This is a genomic window from Citrobacter sp. R-1.5.2 (assembly GCF_035064245.1).
Taxonomy (GTDB): domain Bacteria; phylum Pseudomonadota; class Gammaproteobacteria; order Enterobacterales; family Enterobacteriaceae; genus Citrobacter.
Genome location: NZ_JASEYC010000120.1, coordinates 1 through 237 on the forward strand (window position 1 = coordinate 1; position 237 = coordinate 237).

Annotated in this window: 1 protein-coding gene; it reads right to left on the bottom strand. The window is 50.2% G+C overall.

Features of this window, described 5'->3' with window-relative positions:
- Positions 1-194: hypothetical protein (locus tag QMN38_RS26870; RefSeq protein WP_323606443.1), on the bottom strand; the 194-nt coding region annotated here is incomplete at its 3' end.
- Positions 195-237 lie beyond the last annotated feature (43 nt).

Here is a 237-nt window from a genome sequence, read left to right on the forward strand (position 1 = left end):
ACCGTATAATCCCCGTCCGGTAGACCAGCGTATGAGAAAGTGGCGTGTTTGGTTTTATAATCGCTTTCACTGACAGTCACAGGCGTCAGGGTGAAAGTTTCCCCCCGGGCATTTTTAAGGGTGGCGTCGAAAACTTTGGTATCCCAGTAGCTGATGTTCCAGGCGTTGACGCGATCTTTATCGGTGGCCGTCATAGTGATTGTCTTGGAGGCCTTGTTTACCTGAGCGACATTAACC